Source organism: Bacillus sp. ISL-46, from assembly GCF_018613205.1.
The window spans coordinates 44,010-62,831 of record NZ_JAGGQR010000044.1 but is presented as its reverse complement, the minus strand read 5'-3'; the positions used below and the strand labels follow the sequence as shown (position 1 = coordinate 62,831).

The 18,822-nt window shown below is 37.7% G+C and carries 17 protein-coding genes; 2 read left to right on the top strand and 15 right to left on the bottom strand.

Annotated features, from left to right (window positions below; all coding sequences use genetic code 11):
* Window positions 1-1,184: 1,184 nt before the first annotated feature.
* Genes J7E67_RS20530 through J7E67_RS20520 form a run of 3 tightly spaced genes read right to left on the bottom strand, consistent with a single transcriptional unit; the run spans window position 1,185 to window position 2,561 of the window.
* The gene (locus J7E67_RS20530) at window positions 1,185-2,015 is read right to left on the bottom strand and encodes a hypothetical protein (protein WP_214714095.1); all 831 of its coding nucleotides are present in this window, start codon (window positions 2,013-2,015) and stop codon (window positions 1,185-1,187) included.
* 26 nt (window positions 2,016-2,041) lie between these two features.
* Window positions 2,042-2,230, bottom strand: coding sequence for a hypothetical protein (locus J7E67_RS20525; protein ID WP_214714093.1), 189 nt, complete (start codon window positions 2,228-2,230; stop codon window positions 2,042-2,044).
* Window positions 2,231-2,261: 31 nt separating this feature from the next.
* A complete protein-coding gene (locus tag J7E67_RS20520) occupies window positions 2,262-2,561 on the bottom strand; it encodes a hypothetical protein (protein WP_214732770.1) in 300 nt (99 codons plus the stop codon).
* A gap of 142 nt (window positions 2,562-2,703) precedes the next feature.
* Here J7E67_RS20520 and J7E67_RS20515 point away from each other — a divergent pair, with 142 nt between their 5' ends.
* A complete protein-coding gene (locus J7E67_RS20515) occupies window positions 2,704-2,898 on the top strand; it encodes an IDEAL domain-containing protein (RefSeq protein WP_214714089.1) in 195 nt (64 codons plus the stop codon).
* Window positions 2,899-3,189: 291 nt separating this feature from the next.
* Window positions 3,190-3,432: an MFS transporter gene (locus J7E67_RS20510; protein WP_251026897.1), complete on the top strand. Its 243-nt coding sequence runs from the start codon at window positions 3,190-3,192 to the stop codon at window positions 3,430-3,432.
* 428 nt (window positions 3,433-3,860) lie between these two features.
* On the opposite strand, the gene iolI is transcribed toward J7E67_RS20510, so the two are convergent.
* From iolI to J7E67_RS20450, 12 genes are all read right to left on the bottom strand, one after another.
* Window positions 3,861-4,715 carry a sugar phosphate isomerase/epimerase family protein gene (iolI, locus tag J7E67_RS20505; protein ID WP_214714087.1) on the bottom strand — a complete coding sequence of 285 codons (855 nt, stop codon included), beginning with the start codon at window positions 4,713-4,715 and terminating at the stop codon, window positions 3,861-3,863.
* Between the two features lie 73 nt (window positions 4,716-4,788).
* Entirely contained in the window at window positions 4,789-5,823 is a 1,035-nt protein-coding gene (gene iolG, locus J7E67_RS20500; protein WP_214714084.1) for a bifunctional inositol 2-dehydrogenase/D-chiro-inositol 1-dehydrogenase, read from the bottom strand.
* Window positions 5,824-5,921: 98 nt separating this feature from the next.
* Window positions 5,922-7,349 carry a sugar porter family MFS transporter gene (locus J7E67_RS20495; RefSeq protein ID WP_214714083.1) on the bottom strand — a complete coding sequence of 476 codons (1,428 nt, stop codon included), beginning with the start codon at window positions 7,347-7,349 and terminating at the stop codon, window positions 5,922-5,924.
* A gap of 28 nt (window positions 7,350-7,377) precedes the next feature.
* Window positions 7,378-8,292 carry a myo-inosose-2 dehydratase gene (gene iolE, locus J7E67_RS20490; protein ID WP_214732769.1) on the bottom strand — a complete coding sequence of 305 codons (915 nt, stop codon included), beginning with the start codon at window positions 8,290-8,292 and terminating at the stop codon, window positions 7,378-7,380.
* A 309-nt stretch (window positions 8,293-8,601) separates the two neighbouring features.
* Entirely contained in the window at window positions 8,602-9,468 is an 867-nt protein-coding gene (locus J7E67_RS20485; RefSeq protein ID WP_214714079.1) for a helix-turn-helix domain-containing protein, read from the bottom strand.
* 548 nt (window positions 9,469-10,016) lie between these two features.
* Complete coding sequence (locus J7E67_RS20480; RefSeq protein ID WP_214714077.1) at window positions 10,017-11,438, bottom strand: sugar porter family MFS transporter; 1,422 nt, start codon at window positions 11,436-11,438, stop codon at window positions 10,017-10,019.
* A 444-nt stretch (window positions 11,439-11,882) separates the two neighbouring features.
* Window positions 11,883-13,082 (bottom strand): Gfo/Idh/MocA family protein, encoded by a 1,200-nt coding sequence (locus J7E67_RS20475; protein WP_214714075.1) that lies wholly within the window; start codon window positions 13,080-13,082, stop codon window positions 11,883-11,885.
* Between the two features lie 57 nt (window positions 13,083-13,139).
* Window positions 13,140-14,081: a sugar phosphate isomerase/epimerase family protein gene (locus tag J7E67_RS20470; protein WP_214714074.1), complete on the bottom strand. Its 942-nt coding sequence runs from the start codon at window positions 14,079-14,081 to the stop codon at window positions 13,140-13,142.
* Window positions 14,082-14,398: 317 nt separating this feature from the next.
* The gene (locus tag J7E67_RS20465; RefSeq protein ID WP_214714072.1) at window positions 14,399-15,307 is read right to left on the bottom strand and encodes an AraC family transcriptional regulator; all 909 of its coding nucleotides are present in this window, start codon (window positions 15,305-15,307) and stop codon (window positions 14,399-14,401) included.
* Between the two features lie 319 nt (window positions 15,308-15,626).
* On the bottom strand, window positions 15,627-16,523 hold the full coding sequence (gene iolE, locus J7E67_RS20460; RefSeq protein WP_214714070.1) for a myo-inosose-2 dehydratase: 897 nt from the start codon (window positions 16,521-16,523) through the stop codon (window positions 15,627-15,629).
* Window positions 16,524-16,698: 175 nt separating this feature from the next.
* Entirely contained in the window at window positions 16,699-17,718 is a 1,020-nt protein-coding gene (gene iolG, locus J7E67_RS20455; protein WP_214714068.1) for an inositol 2-dehydrogenase, read from the bottom strand.
* 80 nt (window positions 17,719-17,798) lie between these two features.
* Window positions 17,799-18,806, bottom strand: a complete 1,008-nt coding sequence (locus J7E67_RS20450; RefSeq protein ID WP_214714065.1) for a LacI family DNA-binding transcriptional regulator — start codon at window positions 18,804-18,806, stop codon at window positions 17,799-17,801.
* Window positions 18,807-18,822 lie beyond the last annotated feature (16 nt).

The following is an 18,822-nucleotide window of genomic DNA, read 5'->3' as shown; positions in this document are numbered from 1 at the left end:
TATATAGGTATTGCCCTTTTTCGTTGAATGTTTTTGAATGTTTTTGATTGTTTTTAAAGTATTTTTCTAGATATTAACTATCCTAATTTCACATATGTATTCATAAACAAATGTCTTCAACTCCTAAATCTCAATAACAATATGATTCATCAAGTATCTGTTTTTTTAAAAATTCCCTATGTTTGCACAGTTTTTAGATCCTAAAAACAGCATCTCCCTTTTAAAGCTATCCATTAAACTTATTCTTCCAGAGAAATCACTTCAATTTCTATAATTAAATTCTATCTAAGAGATTAACAAAAATCAATCACTTTCATTCAAAATCTTTCAAAAACGTCCAAAACCTTTCAAAGTCCTATACTTTTAAAAGTTAAACTATTAATTCTTCAGTTTTTTACATTTAGTGACATTCTAGTTGTTTTGATTCAACATATCTTTGAAATTGGACATACAAAACTCATGTTCATTATTTAACATATCTAAAGTTGTGCCAGCTCTCCAACATGCTTTTTACTGCTGCAGAATAATAAGGATTTCCATATCCTCCTGTCCTAACTTATAGAAATTAAGAATATCGGAAAATAATAGGATCGCTGCCAACCCAAGATAATGTCAGTTGAACTTGAGTATTACTTGGTTCATAGAATCTCTCAATACCTATCTTTTATTGACTCACCCTTAACCATACTAAAGGAATATGAAATAAATATTACTGTACCAAAAAGTTCTGTTGATGTTTACAGAGCAAATTCATATCAAGGCCGTGCTTGGCTGGTCGCGGTACACGGGATTGTCGCTGCTCTCTATGATCAGAGAACATACAATTATTATTTAAAGCCATTCGCCTCTAATAGAGAAACGAATGGCTTTTTTCTTTGGTTTTTTAATAATTTTGAACAAAACTTGGTGAGTTGGCCTCCAAATAAAACCCAAGATATGTCTTTTTAGCTGATCAGTATATGAAAGATAAAGATGTTTAAGAAAAAATAATGTTAAATTTTTCCAACAGTAAATATCTATAAAAGTATATTTTAATAATAATGATGGAATAGTCAACAAAGTTAAAGATAATTTATATATCAACATATAATATATAATGACATATATGTTGATATATGTTTTGAAAATATTATTAAAATATTGGTAGAGAAAAGAAATTCGGAGGTGTACACAAAAGCCGTATCCTAAGAATACTTGTAGTGAACAACTTCCATTCGATATAACCAGAACAACGTCCTGAGATCTGGAGCCGCCTGTAGTTCCATTACGTTTTTACCGTTTAACCAGGAAGCAGGAAGGAAAAATTCCACTCGATGGGGGTTGAAGCCAGCTCCAGCTATAGTCACCAATTGTTTGTTTATTCTCAGACTGATGGGAGGGTATCTTTCCTGATTTCCGTTTCGTGATACTAGACCAGTGAATGCAGCGATAGTATGGCCGTTTCTCATCTGGTCATCGTTCAAAGGAAATCGGAACGCAACTGAACGTCCGTTGCTCACGATGACATGGTCAGATCTGAAAAAACTCTCATTTTTAAGCGGATGTAGTCCGGGAGACGTTTCCGGCGGATTCAACTCAACGGATGAATACAGCTTGGAGATCGCTTCGTTGATACCGTCTTCCGGCAAATTTGCGGCTTTCAACGCAGGACGCATGGACTCTTTTTCCAATGTTGGGAAGACCGTAGGGGAATAGAGTACTTCCGCTACGTCCAAAGCTGTTCTCATTTTTGGAAAGACACCGGAAACGGAAAGTGCCTGGGCTACTTGCTCTGGCTGCGTGTATCCCACGTCGGCGGATAAATATGTTACAGCCAATTGCTCAGGGGATAACTCCGTAAACACAGGGGTCGGATCGCTGTGTTTTAGGACTTGCCCCAATTGCTCAGGGGATAAACCGGAGTAAAATCTCAAAATTTCATGCGCCAAGGAAGCGGGTAATGCTTGTGGAAACGCAAGGCGTAGCAACCACGCCTGATAGGCAGCGTTCTCCACTACATAGCTTGATAGATTCATAGCTCTCCTCTTTTCTCTTTTCTGCTTTAGTTTCCGTACGTCTCCTGAATGGCTGCCATATGGTCGTCAGCGCTGGATCCAGGGAAAACTGTTGCTAATGCGGAAAGTACCTCTTCCTTGTCCGAATATCCCGCAATTTGCAGTGTTTGGACCATCTTCAAAGGAGTATCTGTGGTATCGCTAAAATACAGCCGCACAAGTATCGCCATCTGCAATGGTTACGCTGCGTACGGCGGATTGTCGTCCTTAATTTTCCAGGTCCGCTTCAGATGCGATTTTTCCTTGCTCCTGCAGAGCGAAGATGGATTGCTCTACGCTAAAAACGGGAAAAGCGCCCAAAGTTAGAACCATAAAATCATGCATGTTAATTTTCCCTTGGTAATATGTGCCCAACGCTTTACTCGCCTGGGCAGCAGAGATACCTGCTATACTAAGCGACCAGGCCATTTGTGCCGGAACACTAGTGGAACCTGTAAATTCATTTCCCAGCAAGGTTACTAGCAGCAACGGGTTGTTACGAATTTCCGGATACAGACCGGCCAACACATTGTTTCTCCATACTCATGAATTGATTCGTAACCAAATATGTAGATTCATTTTGTTTCTCTCTCAAATTACCAATTTTAAATATTTGAATAGTCAGAAAATTATTAGTATAATAGAAAAAAGATCAAGGAGTTGATTTCTTATGGAAAAGAATTTGCTTAATTCACCACAACCTGAAGTTAATGTCATGGATTCTCTATTTGCTGAAATGGTGTTAGACAAAGCCCTGCGTGATTTCCGAAAAGAGAAAATTCAAAAGAAAATCGACCTGTCCTTAAGAGATAAAAATAAAGCAGAATTCATACGATTAACAGAGGAATTAAAGAAAGTTTCTTAAAATGGTTTTATGTAAATAGGTCTTATATAGTATAAAGGTTCTTCCAGTCGAAGATCCTTTATACTGCTTGTTGAACTAAACGTATCCGTTAGCCACCCATGCATCGCACGCTACACCACAGAAAATGAAATTGGGTACCCTCGGACTATTCTTTTATAAAGATTGGCAAACCATGTCGTTACATTTTGGTACCTTAGAGCTCATGTAGATGATAATTAAATATCATTTCTCGAATACATTCTAACCTTTTCATTTTTTGTTTTTGAAATCAAAAACCTCCTACATTTAGGCTTGGGCCTTGGGAGTGCACTTGTAGGAGTTATTTTGAAAATGGGCGGTTATATTCCGAATGCTAAACAAACTGCAACCGCTTTAAATTATATTGAAATAAGCTTTATCTGGATACCACTAGTCATCTGTATACTGATCGGAATCACCCTGATTCCCTACAAACTCGATGATAAACGGGCAGAAATGGACTTAGAACTTGAACGCCGCCGATCAGGCGCAACGCCAATTCAAAATGTTGGTTGATGCATGGGATGATGCATGGGGACGGTTCTTTTGCAAAATTCTCATAATTTAAGAAGAATGGTATAAACCGAATGACCCCGACTAATCGGTATAGTGTGAAGGAAAGTGGAGTGCAATGTAAATATATAGCTGATAAGTATACTAAAACTTAAACATTTTTAACTAATACAACCCTTTTCAGAATGAAAAGGGCTGTTTTCTAATCCATCACTATATAAAATAAGTAGCAAAATGTATACTAAATACTATTACTATTTGTTATATCATTACCAATATATACCTATAACACTGACCTCGTTTATTTTTTGCCGCTACATATGAATGTTGCAGTATTTTGATTAAGGTAAGTTGCCCTACTTTGGGGTGCAGTACACACTTTTACGTGTCGAGTTACTACTATCTACAATTTAAAACTTTTGCTTGTTCAGTTATCCAACTGCAATGGTATCAAATTCAAAATACTTTGAAGCTACTTTTACTGTTGTTTCTTTAGAAACCTTAATGGCCTCCTCTGCGTCTAATTGATAATATTCCGGACGGAATAATTCTACAGACGCAACATCTGAAAAACCAATTTCCTTCAATGTTGATAAAATGCCATCTAAATCAATTGCACCTAATCCAGGCCATACTCGATCCTCATCTGTTAAGAATCCAATTGGGAAATCTTCTGTATCATCCATGTGTAAGATAAAGATTTTCGAGCCGTCTGCGTTCTTCAGGTCTTCCATTTTTGATCCCATCGCATGGAAGTGGAAACAATCAAGAACTAATCCGACATTCTCACGATTAACTGTCTCCACAATATCGTAAGCTTGCCCAAAAGTATTGACCGTACATTGCGGATGTCCAACAAATTCAACGGCGATTTTAATGCCATAGCCTTGAGCAATGTCAGATAATTCTTTTAAGACTTCTACACAACTGTTTTTAATATCTTGTTTCAGAATCTTTTGTTCAGTAACCAATGGCACTGCTACCACATACTGAACACCAATCTTTTTACCTAATTCCATCATTTCTTTGAATTCTTCAATGATGGCCTGATAGCCCTCTTCATCCCGATTGTTGAAAAATACAAGAGCATTAAATGCAAGCGGCTTAATATGATGGGTTTGGAAATATTCTGCGAGTTCATCAATTGTATGGTCTTTTAGATACTCAGGCAACTTGTCCATGGTACGAATTTCGATAGAATCATAACCATGTTTTTCACAGTATTCCAAATCCTTAGCTAGATTAGAGTTTTTCAGTGTAGTAGCTTCGTTAAAACATAATTTCATCGGTATCATCTCCATAGGGATATAGTTAATTTTACACTCAAGGGTGATTTACTTATCATTTGTTTTAAAAGAATTAAGCCTCTTGAAGCTGCTTCTCACTATAAAATGCCGGCTTTTCTCGAAGAATAATCGGTTCCTTTTGACCTGTTTGCTGGGCTTGAACACATGCATCTGCTGTTACTTGCGCAATATAGCCATCCCATGATGTTGGTCCTTGAGGCTCGCCAGTTTTATTAATGGAATCAATAAAGTCCTGGATTTCGACATTATAAGCATCCATAAAACGGTATTTCCAATCATTTAAGATGCTTGTGCTAAGTTTTTCATCCTTTCGCATCACGATACTGGAGAATTCAGGTAATTTTGCAATACCATCTTCACCAATGATTTCACATTGAATATCATAGCCATATTTACAATTTACAAACACTTCCACATTCATCACAATCCCGCCAACTGTTTCGATTGTAAATAATTGTGGATCTTGCAGCTTTTCATGTGAGTATTTTGTTTTCCTTGGAAAAACAACTTGAACAGATTTATAGTCATCATTTACAAGCCAGTGAAGTACATCAATTTCGTGGATTAATGTATCTACTACAGCCATTTCCGTCACATAATTTTCGCCTACAGTTGGATTACGGTGTGCCGCACGAATCATTAATGGCTCACCAATTTCATTGTTATCAATGGCTTGTTTTAATTGAACATATCCACTATCATAACGGCGCATGAAGCCTACTTGAACTAATTTTTTACCTTGTTTCATTTCTGCTTCCACGATTCTCATACAGCCTTCCGCAGTAGTCGCTAACGGTTTTTCACAAAAAACATATTTACCAGCCTCAACTGCAGCTACAACTGTTGCTTCATGTGCTGGCCCCCAGCTTGTAACAATGACGACATCCACATTCGCATCGGCAATTAGTGCTCGATCGTCTGGATAAACGACAGCATCTAATCGATAGGTTTCAACCGTTTGTTTTGCAGATTCTTGATTAACATCTGTTACTGCTACAATTTTCCCTCCGGATAATTTATTTGTAATTCGATCAATATGCTCTCTGCCAATTGCACCTGTTCCTACTACACCAAATCTTAAAGTCATGTTGATACTCTCCTTTATATTTACGAATTTAATGTGATACATCTAGATGGCGCTTTCATTTTTTAGTTAATTCACAATTCAATCATTGTTTTATAAGATTATTGATTGGAAGCTTGTTTATGACTTTCTTGTTCATAGTTACGGAAATAACTTTCTAACTGCTCAAGTGACTTTCCTCTTGTCTCTGGCAAGATTTTATTCACAAATATAATGGCGGCAATTCCACACACAGCGAAAATGAAGAAGGTTATCGATAAGCCCACTGCACTTAGTAATATTGGGAAAAATAGCCCAACAAGGAAGTTTGTGATCCATAAGCAGAAAACCGTAACACCCATTCCAAGACCGCGTAATTTTTGCGGGAAGATTTCAGATAACATTAACCAGGTTACCGGAGAAATAGCACCCTGCTGGAATGCTAGGAAGGTAACTGTCAAGCTAAGAACTACAAACGGAAGCGCTGGTGATCCTTTAAGTACTAACGAGAATACCCCAATTAAGGCAAGAGCTGCCGTTGTTCCCGTCAATCCAGCAATAAGCATCGGACGTCGACCGACTTTTCCTAAAAGCCAGATACCGACAAAAGTTGCTAATACTGAGATGGCACCATTAGCAATATTTCCGATTAGTGCTGCATTGGTTGAAAAACCTGATTTTTGAAGAATTTGAGTGCCATAATACATGATGGAATTAACACCCGTTATTTGTTGCACAATCGCAATCCCAATTCCAATCCCGATTATCCGGCGGACCCACGGCACATTTAAATCCCCAAATGTTGCATGCTGAACCCCTGACTCTTGAGAAATATTATTTTTAATCTCATCAAGTTCCGATTCGGCACGGTTTGCTTCACGTATTTCTTTAAGGACTCTTAGTGCATCCCCCAGTTTTCCTTTTGATGCAAGCCAACGCGGGCTCTCTGGAACCGCTAACATTCCAAACCATAAGACCACAGCCGGAAGTGACGCAATCACTAACATGTAACGCCAAACATGTGAAGCTCCTTCGCCAAGCGTATTTCCAAGGATGGCATTAAATACAAACGCTAACAATTGACCGGAAACAATCATTAATTCGTTCTGGGTAACCATCCTTCCCCTCTTCTCAACCGGAGACATTTCCGCTAAAAAGGATGGCACCATAACGGATGCAGCCCCTACGGCTAAACCCAGCAAGAATCGGAAGACGATCATAACACCAGCAGATGGTGAAAGCGTACATCCAATGGCTGCAATAAAGAATAGTAAAGCGAGATTTAGAATCATTTTGCGGCGGCCAAAACGGTCGGATAAACGCCCACCAAATACGGATCCAAGCGCAGCTCCAAAAAGTAATGAACTTGTAACGAAACCTTCCGTCACCGGTGTCAGATTTAGCTGGTCAGGTTTTGCCATAAAAGGTAATGCTCCGTTAATAACACCGGTGTCATATCCAAAAAGAAGTCCCCCAAATGTGGATATAACCGTAATCTTTTTTAAAGCTTTTTCGTAATCATGTGGTTTTTCAATCGCTTGATTACTCATGTTCTCCCTCCCCAGGGTTCGTTTTTTTTTAAGCTTTTATTAATGAACCAATTTCTAATGGAATTAATTCTTCATTAATATAATTACGGGCTTTCAACGCATACTCCAACGGATGTGCAACTGAGGGGTCTTGTTCTGCTTCAATGACAATCCAGCCTGAATAATTCGTTCCGAGAAGCTTCTTGTATACTTCTGTAAAATCAATGCAGCCGTCACCAGGAACTGTAAACATTCCTGCCAAAAAGGATTGTAAGAAGGACTTTCCTTCTTTTTCACATTGTTCATTTACCGCTTGACGCACATCTTTAAAATGAACGTGATGGATGCGATTGAGATGTTTATTTAATAGAGTCATATAATCAGCATCGGATACATAGATATGGCCGGTATCATACAGCAAATGAACGTGATTAGGATTAGTGTTTTCCATAAGACGATCAATTTCTGCTAATGTTTGTACGCCCGTCCCCATATGATGGTGAAAAACTAGCTTCAAATCATATTCTTCAGCAATTTTTCCTAATTCATTTAGTCCCTGGCATAACTGAGCCCATTCTTTATCTGTGAAGTATGGTTTTTCATTGAAAACATTTTTATCTATACCTTGAATACTATAGGTTTGTTCTGATACGACAGCAACAGCTGCATTAACCGCTTTCAAATACTCACAATGTTTATGGAAAGCTTTAGAGGCTTCTTCCACACCGTCTCGAATAATAAAACTGCTAAACCATTGTCCTGCAATTTTTAATTTGCGAAGTTGAAGCTCTTTGTTCAATACTTTAGGTTCTGGAAAAAAGCCACCAACTTCTGTTCCCTCAAAGCCTGCTACTACAATATCACTTAGTAAGTGGGACAATGTATTCTCTGCCCCAATTTCAGGAATGTCATCATTGCGCCAACCAATTGGAGCAATCCCCCATGAAATTTTTTTATTTCCCATCGTATAACCTTCTTCCTTATAAAAGTAGGACTGTTTAACCGGTTGTTTTATGAATAGCGTAAAAACCCGAAATAATATATCCTCCCTCTCTTATTAGTGGATTTCACTCCAATTATCGTCTGCAGACAAGAGTGTTCAGTCATATGTTCACAAAGAGATATTGATTAGTTCCTATTTTATAGATTATGAAGAATCGATGTATTATAAAAAATTGCTATCTAATTATCATTTCTTGCTAAACTTTTAGAAGTGTATCAAGATTTAACAAAAAAATACCCACATAAATGGATATTTTTTAAAAATATGTAATTAAAAACAAAGTTTTCTAAACTTTCCAGGAGTTATGCCCCCAGTAGATTGGGAGAACACTTTAATAAAATGGCCAATACTATTAAATCCGCAATCCATGCTTATTTGCTCGATTGAAAGATTGGTTTCCACCAATTGATTCTTAGCTTGGATCAATCTGTAATTTAGTACATATTGGTGAGGGCTGGTTCCTATATACTTTTTAAACGTACGACAAAAATGATAGGTACTTATATTGGATATTTCACTCAGCTGGTCGACGGTAATTTTAGATGAGTAATTCTCACTTATATAAGACAGTACGGCTTGAATTTCGGTTGGCACTGCTTTTGTCCCATTTGTATCTCTGTTTTCAAACGTATTACGGGTACTTTCTACTAAATTACCAAGCAGTTTATAAATTTCTAAAGATATTTTAAAGTCTATTTCCTGGTTCGACGCTATAAGTGATAAAATATTTGGAATATTATTTTGTTCAGTCGGCAGTCTAAAAATACACCCCTTTCTTTTGTATAACTCTTTATACATAACTTGCGTGTGACTACCTGTAAAGTGAAAAAATTGGAAGGTCGTTTCTTCCGCTGCATAGTAGTTATTATTTTCTTTACAATCTAGAAGAACAATATCATCTTTCGAGGCTACAAATGATTGGTCAAGATAGTGGAAATGCATCGATCCTTTTTTTATATAAAAAATGATAAAGGAATTCATGTAATCACGCTTAATGCTGTAGGGAACATCTACTATATATTCACCGCCCCATAGGACATAATTATATAATTCTTTCGTTAAAGCGGAAGGTTCATAGAAATATAATCCCTTTTTTGACTTGATGCCCGGTTCTACCTTTGGAATATAGAAATTCATTTTTTCACCTCTCACCAATTGTAAACACTAATTTAACATTATTAAATATAGTATATTTCATACAGACTCAAATGTAATGGTCTATTTTTTTGGAACTATTCGAACATTTTATACAATAGCACGGTAAATATTCTCTGAACACCATGTACGAGCGTTTTTTATTGAACATGAAAAAAAAGAGAAATATTGAGATAATTCATATTTTACACGCTTACATTATGAATGTTAGCGTTTTTTTAATACATGTTTTCGTTTTCATCACGATTGCTAAAGGGACTCACGAGGTACAAAATTAAATTAAACTAAACTAATTCCCAGGGGGAAATCATGATGAAAAGAATAATTAAATTCATTAAACATACAATACCATCTTTTAAAAAGTCAATGGATCAATATGGAGAGGCACGAATCATTTTTTATGAAAGTATGTGTGCTTTAAGCGAAAAAAAGTAAGGTAATTTTATTAATAATCTCATAAAAAAAAGCATAAAAAAACGCGGAGTAGTCCTCTAGACCATCTCCGCGATTCAGTTATTCATTTATTTTTTCTATGCTCTCATTTTAAAGTTGTCCTCTATTTGTTCTAATGAAAGCCCTCTTGTCTCTGGCAAGTTTTTCGCTACAAACACTACCCCAATGAACCCAAACACAGCAAATAAGAAAAATGTTCCTGAAAGTCCGACAACCTTTAAAAGTGTAGGGAAAAATAGACCTACTATAAAATTACAAAGCCATAAAAACAATGTAGCAATTCCCATACCAGCACCACGGAAACGAACAGGGAAAATTTCAGCAATAATGAGCCACCCTAAAGGACCAATTGCTCCTTGGAAGAAGGCTAAATATAGGACTGTCAGAGATAAAACTACCAATGGCAAGGCCGGTGAACCAGCAAGCGCGAAAGTAGAAATACCGATCGTAATAAGAACAACTGTTACACCAGTTAACCCTGTAAGCAGCATTGTCCGTCTGTTGACTTTGTTCGTGAGAGACATACCAACTATAACAGCAATAACGGCGATTAATCCATTTGCTACATTTGCAATCAAAGCTGTTTTTGTTCCAAAACCAGCATTTTCTAGAATTTGTGTTCCATAATACATAATAGAGTTTATACCAACTAACTGGGATACTCCCCCAATTATAGCCCCTAGGAAGATAATACGTTTGATCCAAGGTACCCTTAAATTCTTTAGCGTCACTTTTTCTATTTTTTGCTCTGCTTGGATATGTGCTTTTATTTCATTTAATTCTTGTTGTGCTACACCCTCATTACGAATCATTTGAAGCACTTTTAGTGCTTCAGCCATTTTTCCTTTTGATGCCAACCATCGAGGACTTTCTGGTAAAATAACCACTCCAATCCATAAAGCCACAGCTGGTAATGTTGCAACTACTAACATGTAACGCCAAGCATGTCCTGTATCACCAAAGACATTTCCGATGACTGCATTACATATATAAGCTAGAAACTGCCCAGTTACAATCATCAATTCATTTCGAGTAACCATCATGCCCCGCCGATCCGATGGAGACATTTCCGCAAGATAGGATGGTATTATGACTGAAGAACCACCGACAGCAAGCCCCAGCAAAAAGCGGAAAATAATCATGATTGATGCATTGGGTGAAATAACGCAGCCTAATGTTGAAAATAAAAATAAAATAGCTAGATACATGATTAGGCTTCTGCGCCCTTTTTTATCTGATAATCGGCCTCCCACTAATGACCCCATAGCAGCACCTAAGATTAATGAACTCGCTACTAACCCTTCTGTAAAAGCATTAAGATTTAATTGGTCAGGTTTAGCCATAAATGGAAGTGCTCCATTAATAACTCCTGTATCATATCCAAATAATAGCCCCCCAAATGTTGATACAGTAGTAATTAATTTCAAGAACTTTTTTGGGTTCTTTTTCTTCTCATGTTCCAGTTGAACTGGAATATCAGAAACTTTGAGATTTTGCATGTTAAATTTCCCCTTTGTCTAATTGTTTTTAACAAATTTCTTATCCCAGATTCCTTGATTAAGTCAGGTTGGAATAATAGACTCCCATAAAGATCCTTGCTCATTCGGGATCCATTTAAAACGCTTTCACTTTACTCAATTTTGAATCAAACTGATTCTATTTATATTTCTCATAATATAACCTAAAGTGGTACTGTAATTTTGAAATGCGATGTTGTGGTTTTCGGGGGTTCATAATTTTTAATGTTAATTATTGTAGATGACATGAGATTTTTAACTAAAAGACAGATTCCTGCATTGGCACAATTCAATAAGGAAAGTCTCAGGATATGAGGTAAAAAAATATATTTTATCTGACCGAGGAACAATCTATGGTAATTGCCCCCCGGCCTTATAATACATTCAGTTGAATCTCTTCATATAACGAAGCTGTTTAACCTTTTTTTAGACTAGCTGTGGTTTTTTATTCTCATATTCTACCCAAACGGATCCGTTGTCTGCAGAACGAACACAGTTTTCAATCCAGCGAATACCTTCAATTCCAGCATTAATATCAGGGTATACCAGATTTTTCAATGTTTCCTCATCCCCGCGATTTTTTGCATCAATGGCAATGGCAAATTTCAGATAAATATTTGCCCAAGATTCGGTTAAACCTTCTTGATGCAATGCTCCCAAACGCTCATCAGCATTACATGTTTCATCCAAGTAAGGCATTGCACGTATTAAAGTTTGAATAGGTTCTCCCTGAACTTCCAACTTAAGTTCATTTGGTTTGCTATCCCACCATTCTAGGCTTGCTTTAGATCCGACAATGCGAATTCTGTGGCCGTCCATACATCCTGCATTGATAGAAGATGTCCATAGTCTTCCTACTGCTCCGTTTTCATATTGCATCAAAACAAAAGCATTATCCTCTAAAGGAGCACGGGATCCAACAAAACTTTGTCGGTCACATAATAATTTTTTAATTTTCATGTTTGGCATAATCAGCTCGGACATATAGTAAGTATGGGTTGAAAGATCTCCCAAAACAAAACTTGGACCAGCAACCTTAGGATCCACACGCCATTTTTGGGCAGCATTTGTTTTATCACCTTGTTCGGTTGCACTAAAACCATGTGTGTACTGTAAATCAACCACACGAATATCACCGATCTTACCTTGTTCAATCATGGCCCGCATTTGAAGCAGCAACTGATTCCCAGAAAAACCATAAGTAACTCCCACAATTTTTCCTAGTTTCTCTGCTAGGGCTTTTATCTCCTCACCCTCTGCCACAGTAAAGAACAAAGGTTTTTCACAAATAACATGCAATCCGGCTTCCAATGCTTCTTTCGTAATTTCATAATGGGTTCCGTTAGGAGTGGCAATGGATACAACCTCGATACCATCTTCCCGTTTCGCTTCTTCTGCAAACATTGTTTTATAATCAGGATAGCAGCGATTCTCATCGACACCAAGATTAACACCAAAGTCTTTTCCTCTTTCTGCATCGATATCAAATGCACCCGCTACCAATTGATAAGCTGTATTATCTCTTAGTGCCCCAATGCGGTGTTTATAACCAACCTGGCCAGTTCGCCCGCCTCCAATCATCGCCCAACGTAGTGGTCTTTCAATCTTTTTCTCTCCATTTAACATCGTAAAAACTCCTCTCAATTGAATAATTTTTAGTATTTTTCAGAAATATCTGTAAAATTAAAAGCTAAGTGTTTGTTTTAAAGCATCTATCGATGTTCTTATTCCTGCCTCAATGGACATGGTCAGATCTTCCATTTCTAGTGAAACTTCACCGTTATATCCCATCATGCGAACAACAGAGAAGAATTCTTTCCACCATTGCAAATCTTGACCGCAGCCGACAGCCACATAATTCCATGCTCTATTTGCTGTATCCGTAACCTCTTTTGTTTCCAATACACCATTAACAGCTGATAAATGTCTTTCAATTCTTACATCTTTACCATGAACATGGTGAATCGCTGCTCCCAGTTCTCTGGCTGCCAAAATGGGATCTGCTCCCATCCAGATTAAATGGCTTGGGTCTAAATTCAATCCAACCATCGGTCCAACTGCATTCCGTAATCTAAATAATGTTTCCGGATTATACACTAGCATAGAACTGAAATTTTCAAGGGCAATTTTTTCGACACCACATGATTCAGCCTTTTTCACTAACTCTTTCCAATAGGGGATCGCTACCTCATTCCATTGATAATCCAAAATATCTTTTAATACTGGAGGCCAGCTTACTGTATAGGTAATCCAGTTAGGAATTTTATCTTCCGGGCTTCCTGCCGGCAGACCACTCATCATAATGACCTTCTTAACACCAAGTAAACCGGCTAATTCCATTGTTTTTTCTGTTACTTCTCTGTGCTCTTTTCCAAGTTCACCTGGATCTAAAGGATTTCCAGAACAATTCAATGCACAAAGCTTAATATTCCGCTTTTCTAGTTCGCCTAGAAATTCACTTCTTTTTGCTTCACTTTCCAGCAATTCATTTAAACGCAAATGTGGAGCCGGTGACCAACCTCCTGTTGTCATCTCAATCGTATCAATCCCCATTTCAGCCACCGTATCCAGCATTTTTTCAAACGGCAAGTGGCCTAAGCTATCTGTTACATATGATAATTTCATAGAATTTTCCTCCTTGTTTTGATTGCTGTGTATTTCTGAATCCTTTATTGCATAAAAGTGTTTGGTTTTTACATTTAAGGACATCTTACAAATTAACCTGTTTTTGGAGAATTCGCTTTCATTTTCCCATGTCTGTATTTTCCAATGAATCACCTTCTATGATCTTGTCATGACCTTGTTTACATAGCTAATTATATAAAAAGAATTCAGAATAGTAATTAAATTATAGAGACATGTTTTTATACTTTAAGGACATCTTTCTTTAAATGATTAAATTTTAATCGTAAAAAAACACCCCCAATATAATAATAGAGGTGTCAGCTATGCGAATATGTAGTTGTATTTTGATCTACAAACAGAGAGCGAAACTTTCCTGGTGATATTTGCATCATGGAAGTAAAAACACGGGTAAAATATTGAACATTCATAAAACCCGTTTCCTCAGCAATTTCTTTTAACGACAAATTCGATTTTTTGAGTAAAATCATGGCTTTTTTTATTCGTTCGTCTTGAACATACTTTGAAAAACTAACTCCTAATTCAGATACAAAAACACGAGACAAATGTCTTCCGGATATGTGTAGATGTTTGGCTACTTCCGTAAGCTTCAAGGAATTTGATAAATTGTCATGAATATATAACTGCGCCTGCGTAAGGAGTACGGAGTGCTGTTCGGGATCATGTTTATGATTACTCTTATTCAAAGCAGGAACAAAATCCTGCAATATGGAGAGAATAAGAGAATAAGCAATATTGGAGAGCATTTCTTCAAAAAACTCATTTTGCCGCTTTGTTGCCTGGATAAGCAGTGATTTCCATAATAATGCTGTTTCCATTTCATCTTTATCATGTAAAATTACTTCGGTGCATAGTTTGGCAGTCTCCATGATTTTGATCCAGCTTTCACTCGATTCGGATTCAATTAGTTCAAAGGCAACATATAATAAAGACAAGCCCTTTTCACTTTTTATTTGATGTAAAATTTCAGGTCTCGATAAAAAAAGTGTATTTTCTTGAAGTGTAAAGGTACTTTGATCGTCTATGTAGGTTCCTTCCCCTTCGACTACATAACACACTTCGAAAAAGGAATGTTTATGTAATTGATTGTCATAATGTTTCGGCATGACTCCCCAATAATGAACTTGAAAAGAGGCATTATTTTGGTTTAAACGATGAACATAATCATTCAAAGAAGTTTTTCCAGAAAGGTATTTATTTAAATCCAATATAAGCACTCCTATTCAAAGTGATGTAAACGCTTTATATGGTATTAATTAAAACTAAATAGCCTTTGGGACTATCCAACTTATCTTAGTTATTAAATTTTTTTAGTCTAGTGAACTCTTCATTATTCCGTCTTGTCTTGTACACTTATTTAATGGTTCAAATACATTCTAGATGCCAGCCTTACTTTTTTCAACAGATTGTCATTTAACTTGAAGATTAAGGCTCAAGCACATCAAAGAAGAACCCTTTAAGAGTTCTTCCTCAGCCCTTACTTCTAATTGCACGAATACTATTTCTTAGAGAGGTATTTTCTTTCCTTTACAGCCCGGCTGTTTCCCGGATGTACTTCCTTGCTTTCACTGCATATTCAAATGGATTTGCAATTGCCGGATCCTGTTCGGCCTCGACTACAAACCATCCTTTATAGTTTGCTTCGCTTAGCACCTCAAATACCGGTTTGAAATCAATGACGCCGTCTCCTGGTACGGTGAAAACCCCTGATTTAACAGCCTGCAAAAAGCTCATTTTTTCACTATGTACTCTTTCCACGACTTCCAAACGGACATCCTTTAAGTGAACGTGATGGATCCGATCAACGTATTTTTTTAACACTGACAGGTGATCTTCGCCAGAGAATACAAGATGTCCTGTATCGTAAAGAAGGGATACTTTTTCAGGGTCGGTTCCTTCCATTAAACGGTCGATTTCTGTTGTGGTTTGCACGCCTGTCCCCATGTGGTGGTGGTAGACAATTTTCATTCCTTTTTCAGCCGCCAGGTCGCCAAGGCGAGTCAGCCCTTCCGATAAGAGCTTCCATTCTTCTTCAGTATTTACAGGTTTATTTGCAAATAGCGGTGTTTCCATTTGGCCCTGGATGCTGTTGCCTTGTTCTGAGACAACAATTACTTTTGCACCCATTTCATGAAGAAAATCACGATGTTCTATAAAAGTTTTTTCAGTTACTTCAAATGACTTTGATGTTAAAAAGGAACTAAACCAAGCACTTGCAATCTCTAATCCTCTTAAAGAAAGGGTCTTTTTTAAAACCTCTGTATCTCGCGGATACTTGTTTCCCACTTCACTTCCCGAAAAACCGGAAAGCGCCATTTCGCTTATGCATTGCTCGAAGGTAACTTCGCTGCCGAGTTCAGGCATATCATCGTTCGTCCAGCCGATTGGGGCAATTGCCAATTTTACTTGATTTGCGTTAAACATTGTCTTATCCTCCATCATTCATTGTCCTGTGTTTTAGCAATAATGGCCTTTTTAGTAATAATGGCCTATTCGTCTCATTGCCTTGTAAGTTAATACAAAACCTCCTAACTGCATCAGATCAAACGGATGGCTTCTCTACTATTAGGAGGTTCGTAGTATCATTTCTTCATTTCTATTAAATTACTGGAGCTGCAAGATTTAATTGAACTGGGGCACCCTTTTCAAGCGATTCTTTTGCTGCTTTCGCGATTTTTTGCGCTTGTAAGCCATCAAAGCCTGTGCAGGCAACTTCTTTCTTTTCAAGAATAGAGTAAGTAAATTCTAAAACTTCATCAATATATGCCTGGTTGTAACGCTCAAGGAAAAAGTAAAGCGGCTTATCTAGCGTAACAGCCTCAACTGTTGATACTTCAACAGTCGTAGGACGATTGTTATCAGCTTGTGCTGCCCCTTTTTCACCGAAAACTTCAAGGCGCTGATCATATCCGTACACTGCCTGACGGCTGTTATCAATTACTCCCAGTGCACCATTGGCAAATTTCAATGTAACGATAGCGGTATCAATATCACCAACTTCACCGATTGCCGGATCCACCAGCACTGCTCCGGCAGCAGAAACCTCGACAACTTCACTGTCCATTACATAGCGTGCCATATCAAAATCGTGGATCATCATATCCATAAACAATCCGCCGGAAGCTTTCACATAGTCAACACCTGGCGGCTCTGGGTCACGGGAAGTAATTCGTAAAATATGCGGCTGACCAATTTGACCATCTTTTACAAGTGTTTGAATTCTCCGGAAATTCGGATCATAGCGGCGGTTAAAACCAATTTGCAGCTTTACTCCCGCTTTTTCAACAACAGCTAATGCTGCTTCTGTTTCTTCTACGGAAAAACTTACTGGTTTTTCACAGAAGATATCTTTGCCGGCAAGTGCTGCTTCTTTAATGATTGTTGCGTGAGTATTGGTTGGTGAACAAATGAAAACTGCTTGGATATCCGGATCTTCGAGCAATTCATGGTAATTGTTTGTCAGTACTTCAATTTGTTTTTCCTTCCCCCATGCCTCTAGATGATCAATTACAACATCTGAAACACTTTTAATGCGAATTTGTGGTATCTTTCTTAAATTTTCTACATGCAATTTTCCAATCCGGCCTGCGCCAATTATTCCTACTGTTAATGATGTCATTGTGATTCCTCCGATTTATTAAAGGTAATGTTTGGTTAAGCGCTTACTCTATACCCACGCCGAAAAGTCGATCGGCATCATTAAAGATTTTTTAAGTTTCTTACAGATTTACGTTCAACCAACCTAGGTGAAAGCATAATTCGCTGCTGCGGGATCCTTGGGTCTTTTATTAGCTTTAATAGCTGATCCATCGCAAATTTTGCCAACTCCTGCTTTGGCTGGGCAATCGTCGTTAAGCCGGGTTCGGTTAATTCCGCGTAAATCGTATTATCAAAGCCAACTATAGATAGATCATTTGGTATGCGGATACGTGCCTTACGTGCTTCCTTGATAAAAATTGCCGCAATTAAATCGGTTGAAGCAAACACTGCTGTCGGCCTATTCTCCAATTGCAATATCTTCCTTGCTGCAGCTTTTGCGTCGTCTATTTTAGACATGGCATTTAAAGTCCATTCATCCTTTAAGACAACCCCTTCATCAGCCAGGGATTTTTTAAAGCCTTCAAGACGCATTCTGCCGCTGGCCCGGTTTTGCTCTGCGATTATAGCAATTTCTGTATGCCCCATATCAAGGAGGTACCTTCCTGCCATATATCCCCCTCGTACATCATCTGTTGTTACAATATGTGATGAAAAACGGAGGCTGTCAACAGAAAACATTAAATGCGGTATATCCCTTTTTTGAAGACTTTTATAGGCCTTCCAATCTTCAGGCTCTGTCGCAATAATAATCCCGTCAACCTGTTTTTTTTGTAATAATTCTAAATAATCATGTTCGCGTTCAATCTGGTAATCCGTACTGCATAAAATAATGGAATAGCCCATTTCCCTGGCGTTGTTTTCCAACGCACGGGCAACTTCAGCAAAAAAGGCATTTGAAATATCAGGAACAAGAACACCGATTGTAAAGGTTTGCTTACCTGTTAAAGCAGTAGCAACACTGCTTGGCTGATATTCAAGCTCCCTCATTATTTTCAGAACTTTATTTCTCGTTTCTTCACTGATACGGCCTGTATCGTTAATCACCTTGGAAACGGTTGCAATCGAGACCCCTGCCTTTTCAGCTACATCATAGATCGTAGGCTTCATTTTCTTCCAAACTCCC